We start from the raw sequence: 10,990 nt of genomic DNA, 5'->3' as shown, positions 1-10,990 counted from the left end.
GCGTTCACAACTGGGTTCCGTCGAACGCCCGTTGGACCAGTCCGGCGATATCCATTCCATCGATCAGGTCGAGCTCCTCATCAGCGGACGGCCGGCTGCCGTCCTGTGCGGCCGCTTCGGCCCTGGCCAGCGACCGCAGCGCATCGAGCACTCCGGCCTCGCGGAACCGGCTGAACGGCACGGCGGCCAGTACGCGGCGGATCTCCTCCTCATCGGCCTCGGTGGCCTCGTCGTCGCCCTGGTCTCCCAGGAGCTCGGTACGCAGGTACTCCACCAGCGCGGCAGGCGTGGGGTAGTCGAAGACGAGAGTGGCCGGCAGCCGGGTGCCCAGTGCGGCGCCGAGGGTGTTGCGCAGGTTCACGGCCGCGAGGGAGTCGAAACCCATCTCCTGGAAGGCGCGTTGCGGTTTGACGGTCTCGACACCGTCGTGGCCCAGCGCGATGGCCGCGTTCTCGCGCACCGCCTTCATCAGGGCGCGTTCCCGCTCGGCGTCGGAGCCCGCGGCCAGTTGGCGCAGGAACTCCGAGGCGGATTCGTCGGTGGCGTCGTCCGTACGAAGGCTGTCGACGATCTCCTGAACGCCCGGCAGATCGCCGATCAGCGGGCTGGGCCGCAGCGAGGTGAAGGCCGGAACGAACGCCGACCAGTCGATGTCCACCACGGCCACGAGCGTGTCGTCGTGGCGGACGGCGTGTGTCAGGGCCGCCATGGCCGCCTCGGGCGCCATGGGCAGCACACCACGGCGGCGCAGCTGCTCCTGGGCCGTGGCATCGGCGGCCACACCGAAGCCGTCGATCACCCCCCAGGCCACCGAGGTGGCCACCAGACCCCTGGCGCGGCGCCGTTCGATCAGGGCGTCGAGCTGGGCGTTGGCCGCGCCGATCAGCCCCTGGCCGCCACCGCCCCAGACTCCGGCGACCGACGAGAAGACCACGAACAGATCCAGTTCCCGATCGGCGAGGAGCGTGTCGAGATGCAGCAGGCCGTCGACCTTGGCCGCCAGTGTCTCCGCCAGTTCATTGGTGCTGGTGGCATCGGTCTGGGCGATCCGTGCGAGGTCGGCGGTGTGGACGACGCCGGAGAGCTCGGGATAGGCGGCGGGCCCGGTGAGCAGCCGCTCCACCGCGTCCCGGTCGGTGAGGTCCGTCGGGCACACCGTCACCTTCGCGCCCAGACCGCTCAGCTCGTCCCGCAGGGCCACCACGTGTGGTGCTTCATGCGGCGCCTCCGGATCCGAGCCGACGGTCAGCACCAGGTGCTCGGCACCGGCACCGGCCAGCCAGCGCGCGGCATGCCTGCCGAGCCCCTCCGTACCGCCGGTGACCAGGACGGTGCCACGCGGCCGCCACTCCGGCTTCGTCGCGCCGGTGGGCAGGGGATGGCTCCGCAGCCTGCGTACGAACGCGCCCGTGGCTCGGATCGCCAGCTGATCCTCATCGCCCGGATCGGCCAGCGCGGCGAGCAGGGTCCGGGCGGCCCGGTCGTCGAACACGTCCGGGAGGTCCACCAGCGCCCCCCATCGGTCCGGCTGCTCCAGCGCCACGGCCAGGCCGAGCCCCCACACCGCCGCTTGTTCCGGGGCACTGAGCCGGTCCGCCGCGCCGACGGTCACGGCGCCTTGGGTGGCGCAGTAGAGGCGATGCCCCGAGCCCGCTGAACCTGCCGAGCCCAGGTCGCCGAGGGCCTGCACCAGCGCCAACGTGGCCGCGGCCCCCTCGGTGAGCGTCGCGGAGCCGGGACGTACGCGCTGGTCGAGAGCGAGCAGGGACAGCACACCGCCGATGTCGTCATGGTCCGCCGGCGCGCCGCGCAGCATCTCGGCGAAGGCGGCGCGGTCGGGTGATTCCGGTCCGTCGAGCCGCAGGGTCGTGGTGCGCAGACCCTGACGATTCAGCACCGGGGCCACCTGGGCCGCGTACTCCTCGTCCTGGCAGCCGTACGGCAGGACGACCAGCCAGGTGCCGGTGGGTACGCCGGAGGTGGCGCCGGGGAGTGGCTTCCAGGTGACCCGATAGCGCAGCCGGTCCGCCGCGGACTTCTCACCGCGCTTGCGCCGCCAGTCCGACAGCACGCCCAGCGCACCGCCCATGGCGTCCAGAGCGGCACGGTTCTCATCGGCGTCCGCAAGGTCGAGCGCATCGGCCACCGAGCTGAGGTCGCCGCGTTCGACCGCGGCCCAGAACCGGGCGTCGATGGCGTCGGTGCCGCCGGAGGCGCCGGAGGCGCCGGCGAGGCTCTGGTCAGAGGCGGGCCGGGTGTCGTGGAGCCAGTAGTGGGCGCGCTGGAAGGCGTACGTGGGCAGATCGGGGAGGTGGACGGGCGGAACGGCGCCGCCGAACACAGCGCTGAAGTCGATGCGTACGCCTGCCACATGCAGTTGAGCGACGGCGGACATCAGCGCGCGGATTTCGTTGCCTTCTCGCCGTAGCGACGGCACCACCACGGGCTGTTCGGCCGACTCCTCCGGCAGACAGTCCCCGACCATCGCGGACAGCACCGCATCCGGCGCCAGTTCGAGATAGGTGCTCACGCCATGGTCGGCGAGCGCCCGTACTCCGTCCGCGAAGCGCACCGCCGAACGCACATGCTCCACCCAGTACTCGGGGGAACACACCGCCTCCGTGTCCGCCAGCCGCCCGGTCACGTTGGACACCAGAGGGATCACCGGGGCAGCGAACGACACGTCGGCGATCGCCTCCCGGAACTCCTCCAGCATCGGCTCCATACGTGCGGAGTGGAACGCGTGCGAGACCGCCAGCCGCCTCGTCCGACACCCCTGCCCCGACAACTCCTCCGCCACCCGCAACACCGGCTCCTCATCGCCGGAGAGCACGACCGCCGCAGGGCCGTTCACCGCCGCGATATCCACCCCCGCCACCAGCAGCGGACGCACCTGCTCCTCACCCGCGCCCACCGCCACCATCGCCCCACCCTCCGGCAACGCCTCCATCAACCGACCCCGCGCCGCCACCAACACCGCCGCATCCTCCAACGACAACACACCCGCCACATACGCCGCCGTCACCTCACCCACCGAATGCCCACCCACCACATCCGGCACCACACCCCACGACTCCACCAACCGGAACAACGCCGCCTCCACCGCGAACAACCCCGCCTGAGCAAACACCGTCCGCTCCAGCAACTCACCGCCCCCGAACACCACCTCCCGCACCGAACCCGACACACCCCCGGCGTTCAACTCCCGGTCCAACGCCACACACACCGCATCGAAAACCTCCCGGAACACCGGAAACACCTCATACAACCCACGCCCCATCCCCACCCGCTGACACCCCTGACCAGCGAACAACACCCCCAACCGACCACGCACCACCGAACCCGACACCACCCCCACACCCGACCCACCCCGCACCACCACACCCAACCCCGCCAACGCCTCCTCACGATCCCCCGCCACCACCACCGCACGATCCGACAACCCCGCCCGACCACAACCCAACGCAAGGGCGAACTCGCCCAGATCCTGGTCCGGCCGCCGATCCAGGAAGGACAACAGCCGCTGCGCCTGGGCCCGCAGCGCGCCCTCGCCTCGTGCGGACACTGGAAGAAGGGCCAGGCCGCCCGGCAGCTGCGGTGCGGCCGGAGCCAGGTCAGGGACGACGTTCGAGGGCTGTTCCAGGATGACGTGGGCGTTGGTGCCGCTGACGCCGAACGCCGACACCCCGGCTCGGCGCGGGCGACCCACCTCAGGCCACACCCGCTGTTCAGTCAGCAGCTCCACCGCACCCGCCGACCAATCCACCTGCGGCGAAGGCTCATCCACATGCAACGTCCTCGGCAACACCCCACACCGCAACGCCAACACCATCTTGATCACACCAGCCACACCCGCAGCCGCCTGCGCATGACCAATATTCGACTTCAACGACCCCAACCACAACGGACGCCCCTCAGGGCGACCCTGGCCATACGTGGCCAACAACGCCTGCGCCTCAATCGGATCACCCAGCGCCGTACCCGTCCCATGCGCCTCCACCGCATCCACATCACCCGCCACCAACCCCGCACCCGCCAACGCCCGCCGAATCACCCGCTGCTGCGACGGACCATTCGGCGCCGTCAAACCATTCGACGCACCATCCTGATTCACCGCACTACCCCGCACCACCGCCAACACCCGATGACCGTTCCGCTCCGCATCCGACAACCGCTCCACCAGCAGCACGCCCGCGCCCTCGGCCCATCCAGTGCCGTCCGCCGAGGCCGCGAACGACTTGGACCGGCCGTCGGGGGCGAGCCCGCGCTGACGGGAAAACTCCACGAAGGCATCCGGCCCGGCCATCACCGTCACCCCACCGGCCAGCGCCATCGAGCACTCCCCCGCCCGCAACGCCTGACCCGCAAGATGCAACGCCACCAACGACGACGAACACGCCGTGTCCACCGTCACCGCAGGACCCTCGAACCCCAGCACATACGACACCCGACCCGACAGCACACTGCCCGCGCCGCCGGTCATGAGGTAGCCCTCGGAACCGTCGGGGGCCGTGTCGAGGCGGCTGGTGTAGTCGTAGTTGACCATTCCGGCGAAGACACCGATGTCCTGGCCACGGAGCGAGACCGGATCGATCCCGGCCCGCTCCAACGCCTCCCATGACGTCTCCAACAGCAACCGCTGCTGCGGATCCATCGCCAGCGCCTCGCGCGGTGAAATCCCGAAGAAGTCCGCGTCGAACTCGGCCGCGTCGTAGAGGAAACCACCTTGTCGCGCGTAGCTGGTCCCCGCGTGGTCCGGGTCCGGGTCGAACAGGTTCTCCAGGTCCCAGCCTCGGTCCGCCGGGAACTCCCCGATGCCCTCGGCCCCCGCCAGGACCAGTTCCCACAAGTCCTCCGGCGAGGCCACGCCACCCGGCAACCGGCAGGCCATCCCCACGATCGCGATCGGCTCCGTGGGATCGCCCGCCGTCCACGCCGATCCGGTCCGTGCGGTATCCCATCCGAGCAGCCGGGCGTGCAGGAATGACGCGAGCGCGGCCGGTGTCGGATGGTCGAAGGCGAGCGTTGTGGGCAGTTCGGCACCGGTCAGGTCTCGCAGACGGTTGCGGAGCCGGACCACGTTCAGGGAGTCGAAGCCGAGATCCTGGAAGGCCCGCTCGCCGTCGATCGCCGATGCGTCGTCGTGCCCCAGCACGGCGGCCACGCTGCTCAGCACCAGGTCATGGACCAGCCGGTGCTGCTCGGCCTCAGCGCTGGACCTCAGCCGTTCGACGAAGGCCGTGGCGCCGCCGCCCTTGGACGCCGCGGCCTCCGGCAACGGCCGAGGGCTCGGCTCACCCACTGCGGGGGCATCCGATACGGGAGCGTCCGGCCAGTACCGCCGGTGCTGGAAGGCGTACGTCGGCAAGTCGACCCTGCGCCGCGAGGTGCCCGGGAGCAGCGCGGTCCAGTCGACCGGGACACCACGGACATGCAGCCTCGCGAGCGCGGCCACGGCGGCGACCGGATCGGGCTGTCCGCCGCCGTGCAACGTGGGGACGAACATCGCCGGGTCGGCGCCGTCGCCCAGCGCTTCCTGCGCCATGGCGGTGAGGACGCCACCGGGGCCGAGTTCGAGGAAGGTCGTGACATTCCGGGCGTGGAGTGTGGTGACGCCGTCGAGGAAACGGACCGTCCTGCGTGCGTGCTCGACCCAGTACTCCGGGGAGCACAGCTGGTCGGGGGTGGCCAACTCGCCCGTGACGTTGGAGACGATCGGCACCGCCGGAGGCGCGTACGACAACCCGGCGGCGAGTGCGCGGAACTCGTCGAGCATGCCGTCCATATGCGCGGAGTGGAAGGCATGGCTGACCCGCAGCCGCTTGGTCCGGTACCCCTCGCCCGCGCATATCCGCTCGATGGCCACCACGGCATCCCGGTCGCCGGAGACGACGACCGAGGCGGGCCCGTTGACCGCGGCGATGTCCACGGCGCCCGGTGTGTCGGCCAGCAGAGAGCGAGCCACCGACTCGGGGACGTTGAGCGCGACCATCACACCACCGGACAGGGCCTGCATCAACCGCCCCCGTGCGGCCAGCAACGCGGCCGCGTCCTCGAGGGACAGCACGTCCGCCACATGCGCCGCGGTCAGCTCTCCCACGGAGTGGCCGGCGAGGAAATCGGGGCGCACTCCCCAGGACTCGTACAGCCTGAACAGCGCGGTCTCCAGCGCGAACAGCCCCGCCTGGGCGAACACGGTGTGGTCGAGCGACTCCGCCTCTGGGGTCCCGGGCCGGGCGAACACGACGTCCCGGACGGGGTGTGCGGCATGCCCGGCGTCGACCAGATGGCGGTCCAGTTGCGCGCAGGCGGCGTCGAAGGCATCGCGGAACACGGGATAGCGTGCGTGCAGTTCCCGGCCCATCCCCGGGTGCTGGCTGCCCTGCCCGGTGAACAGCACCACGAGCCCGCCGGGGCTCGCCACACCTCGTGCGACGGGGCCATCGCTCGGCCCGGCGATGGCGTCCAGTCCGTTCAGCAACTCCGCATGCCCGGTGCCCACGACCACGGCCCGGTGGTCGAATGTGGCCCGTGCGGTGATCAGGGAGTGTGCGATGTCGCTCGGGCCGAGCTCCGGGTGGCTGCGGGCGAATTCCGCGAGCCGGGCCGCCTGGCCGTGGAGCGCGTCGGCGCTCCTGGCCGAGATCACCCACGGTACGGCGCGGATCGCTTCCGGGTCCTGCGTGGCGGGCTCGGCGGCGGTGGCCGGTGCCTGCTCAACGATCAACGGTGCCTGCTCAACGATCACATGGGCGTTGGTGCCGCTGACGCCGAACGCGGACACCCCGGCCCGGCGCGGACGCCCCACCTCCGGCCACGCACGCCCCTCGGTCAGCAGCTCCACCGAGCCCGCCGACCAGTCCACCTCCGGGGTGGGGGCGTCGACGTGCAGCGTCCGAGGCAGGACACCGTGCCGCATCGCCATGACCATCTTGATCACACCGGCCACGCCAGCGGCGGCCTGGGCATGACCGATGTTGGACTTCACCGAGCCCAGCCACAGCGGCCGGTCGCGGCCCTGGCCGTAGGTGGCGAGGATGGCCTGCGCCTCGATGGGATCGCCCAGTGCCGTACCCGTGCCATGTGCCTCGACCACGTCCACCTCGGCGGCCGACACGCCCGCCCCGGCCAGCGCCTGCCGGATGACACGCTGCTGCGACGGGCCATTCGGCGCCGTCAGACCGTTGGACGCGCCGTCCTGGTTCACCGCGCTGCCCCGTACCACCGCCAGCACCTGGTGGCCGTTCCGCTCCGCGTCCGACAGCCGCTCCAGGAGCAGCACACCGACACCTTCGGCCCACCCCGTGCCATCGGCCGCGGCGGCGAAGGGCTTGCACCGGCCATCGACCGACAGTCCGCGCTGACGGGAGAAGTCCACGAAGGCATCGGGACCGGCCATCACCGTCACCCCACCGGCCAGCGCCATCGAGCACTCCCCCGCCCGCAGCGCCTGCGCGGCCAGATGCAGTGCCACCAACGACGACGAACACGCGGTGTCCACCGTGACCGCGGGTCCCTCCAGGCCCAGGGTGTAGGCCACGCGCCCGGACAGGACGGCCGCGGAGACGCCGGTGATCCGGTGCCCCTCGACCTCGTCCGGAACGTGGCGCAGGCGGATCGCGTAGTCCTGGGTGTTCATTCCGGTGAACACCCCGATGCCGCTGCCGCCCAACGTGGTCGGGTCGATCCCGGCCCGCTCGAACACCTCCCATGAGGTCTCCAGCAGCAGCCGCTGCTGCGGATCCATCGCCAGCGCCTCACGTGGCGAGATGCCGAAGAACTCGGCGTCGAACCCGGCGGCGTCGAGCAGGAAGGCGCCGTGCCGGACGTAGGAGGTGCCGGGGTGGTCCGGGTCGCGGTCGTAGAGCGCGGACAGATCCCAGCCACGGTCGTCCGGGAAGTCGCCGACGGCGTCACCGCCTTCGCTGATCAGCCGCCAGAAGTCCTCGGGGCTGTTCACCCCGCCCGGGAAGTGGCAGCTCATCGCCACAATGGCGATGCCATCCTCCGAAGCCCTGCTTGCGGGTACCGGGGCGGCGGGGGCGCTCGGCGACCCCAGCAGCTCGGTGTGCAGATGCCGGGTGAGCGCCCGTGGGCTGGGGTGGTCGTAGAGCAGGGTCGAAGGCAGCCGGAGGCCGGTGGCGGCGTTGAGCCGGTTGCGCAGTTCCACGGACGTCAGCGAGTCGAACCCCAGCTCCCGGAAGGCCCGTTCGGCGGCGATGCCGTCCGCCGACGAGTGTCCGAGCACCTGGACGGCATGGTGTGTGACCAGGTCCAGCAGCGTCTGCTCCCGTTCGGCGGGGTCCACCGACTCCAGCCGCCGTACGAGGTCGGTCCGCGGCGCCGCCGTACGGCTCACGACCCGGCGGCCAGGTGGCACCAGCTTGTGCAGCAGAGGGACGACCGGAGTGGCGGCCGCCGCGCCCGCGCGCAGTCCCGCGAGGTCCAGGCGAGCCGCCACCAGGGCGGGCGTGGCGCTGCGCAGACCGGCGTCGAACAGCGCCGGACCGGTCTCCTCCGACAGAGCGGTCATGCCGAAGCGCCGGGTGTGCTGCCGCAGGTCGGCCGCGGTGAGATGTGCGGTCATCTCGCTGCTGAGCGCCCAGTGGCCCCAGGCGAGCGAGGTGGCCTGGAGCCCTTCCGCCCTGCGTTGCTGAGCGAGGGCGTCCAGGAAGGCGTTGGCCGCGGCGTAGTTGGCCTGTCCGGGGTTGCCGAAGACGCCCGCGGCCGAGGAGAACACCACGAAGGCGGCGAGGTCCATGTCGCGCGTGAGCTCGTGCAGGATGAGGGCCGCGTCCGCCTTGGGACGGAGGACGGTGTCGAGCCTTTCGGGTGTCATGGCGGTGACCACGCCGTCGTCCAGGACCCCGGCGGTGTGGACGACCGCCGTGAGGGGGGCTTCGGCGGGGAGCGAGTCCAGCAGGTCCGCCACTGCGGTGCGGTCCGCGATGTCGCAGGCCACGGTGCGTACGGACGCGCCCAGCGCGCCGAGTTCGGGCTCCAGCTCCGCCACGCCTTCGGCCGCGCCGCCACGGCGGCTGACCAGCAGAAGGTTACGTACGCCGTACTCGGCCGCGAGGTGCCGGGCGAACACTCGGCCCAGCGCACCGGTGCCACCGGTGATGAGCACCGTACCGGTCGGGTCCAGCCCTCGCGGTGGCTTTTCCTCGTTCGGCGTGGCGCGCACCAGCCTCGGTACGGACGCCACCCCGGCGGTGATGGCGATCTGCGGTTCGCCGGTGGCCAAGGCGGTGGGCAGCAGCGCGCCGGAGGCGTCGTCCTCGTCCATCGCCACCAGGACCAGCCGGTCCGGGGCCTCGGACTGTGCCGAACGCACCAGTCCCCAGACGGCCGCGCAGATCGGGTCGGTGACCTCGCGTGTGACGATGACCAGGCGCGCATCCGTCTCCGGTGCGGCCAGCCATGTCTGGACCCACTCCAGCGCCTGCGAGGTCAGCGCCCGGAGGCCGTGCGTGGTGTCCGTCAGATCCACGCGTACGAAGGGCGGTACGTCGCCGTGGTCGGCCAACGTTGTCAACTCGGCCGGGCTCGTCACCGTCACTATCGCCGGATCCGAGGCGGCCGGGGTGGATGTGGCCGCCGACGCGACCGGGAGCGGGAACCACTCCACCTCGAACAGCGCGTCCAGCGGTTCCGTTCCGGCTACGGACCCCCATACGTCCGCCGGGAGCGGCCGCGACGTCACCGAGCCCACGGACCCGACCGCCTTCCCGGCGGAGTCCGCCAGCTGCAACCTCACGCCGCCCTGACCGTCGGGGCTGATACACGCGCGCAGTGCGGTGGCGCCGGTCGCGGACAGTGATATCGCGCGGTAGGCGACGGGAAGCGCCGATGTCTCGGCGTGCGTATCGGCGTGGCATACGGCTTCCAGCAGGGCGGGGTGCAGTGTGTACCGCGCGGCTTCGGCCTGCTGGTCGTGGGCCAGTTCCACCTGGGCGAACACGTCGGTGTCACGGGCCCACGCCGAGTGCAGCACACGGAACGCCGGGCCGATGCCACGTCCGGCCCGTGCCAGATCGTCGTACACCTGGTCCACATCGATGGGAGTGGCTCCAGGTGGCGGCCACGTCGCGAGGTCGATGTCGGGCGCGGTGGTGGACTGGGCGAGCGTGCCCGTGGCGTGTCGGGTCCAGTCCGTGCTGCGCGTCCCGTTGCCCTGCTGGCGGGAGTGGACGGTGAGGCGCCGTCGCCCGGACTCATCCGCCCCACCGACGACCACCTGGAGCTGCACACTCATGCCCGTCGTCAGCGCGAGCGGGGCCTCGATCAGCAACTCGTCGACGGCACCGCAGCCGACCTCGTCACCGGCGCGCACCGCCAGCTCCACAAAGGCCGATCCGGGGAGGACGGCCGTACCTGCCACCGTGTGGTCGGCCAGCCACGGGTGGGTGCTGAGCGACAGTCGGGAGGTGAACAACACCCCGCCCGTGTCCGGCAGTTCCACCCAAGCGCCCAGCAGAGGATGCTGAGCACCGGCGAGGCCGATGGCGGTCACCTCGCCGCTCCGGGGTCCGCTCTTCAGCCAGTAGTGCTGGTGTTGGAAGGCGTAGGTCGGCAGATCCAGCGCGGTGTGCGCGGGGACGTTGCCGAGCAGAGCGGTCCAGTCGACGGGGACACCCCGTACGTACACCTCGGCCAGGGAGGCGAGCACACGGCGCATACCACCCTCGTCCCGCCGCAGCGTCCCGGTCACCACAACCGGCCCGGCATCCGCTCGCTCCGCCGCCGCCTCGATACTCATCGTCAGCACCGGATGCGCACTCACCTCAACGAAGGCCCGGAAACCCTCCTCCAGCAAGCACTCGACGGACGGGGCGAACCGCACCGTGCTCCGCAAATTCCGATACCAGTACCCGGCATCCAACTCGACCGTATCCACCCACTCCGCCTCCACCGTGGAGAAGAACGGGACATGTGAAGACACCGGCCGGACCTGCGACAACGACCGCGCCAACTCCTCCTCAACCAC

Annotated in this window: 1 protein-coding gene; it reads right to left on the bottom strand. The window is 71.2% G+C overall.

What is annotated here, in order from left to right; translation table 11 throughout:
- Positions 1–4: 4 nt before the first annotated feature.
- A partial coding sequence (locus tag J2Z30_RS48720; protein ID WP_209469179.1) for a type I polyketide synthase occupies positions 5–10,990 on the bottom strand: 10,986 nt, incomplete at its 5' end.

The sequence above is a fragment of the Streptomyces iranensis genome (assembly GCF_017874715.1).
In the GTDB taxonomy this organism is placed as follows: domain Bacteria; phylum Actinomycetota; class Actinomycetes; order Streptomycetales; family Streptomycetaceae; genus Streptomyces; species Streptomyces iranensis.
This window is presented reverse-complemented; position numbering and strand designations above follow the sequence as displayed.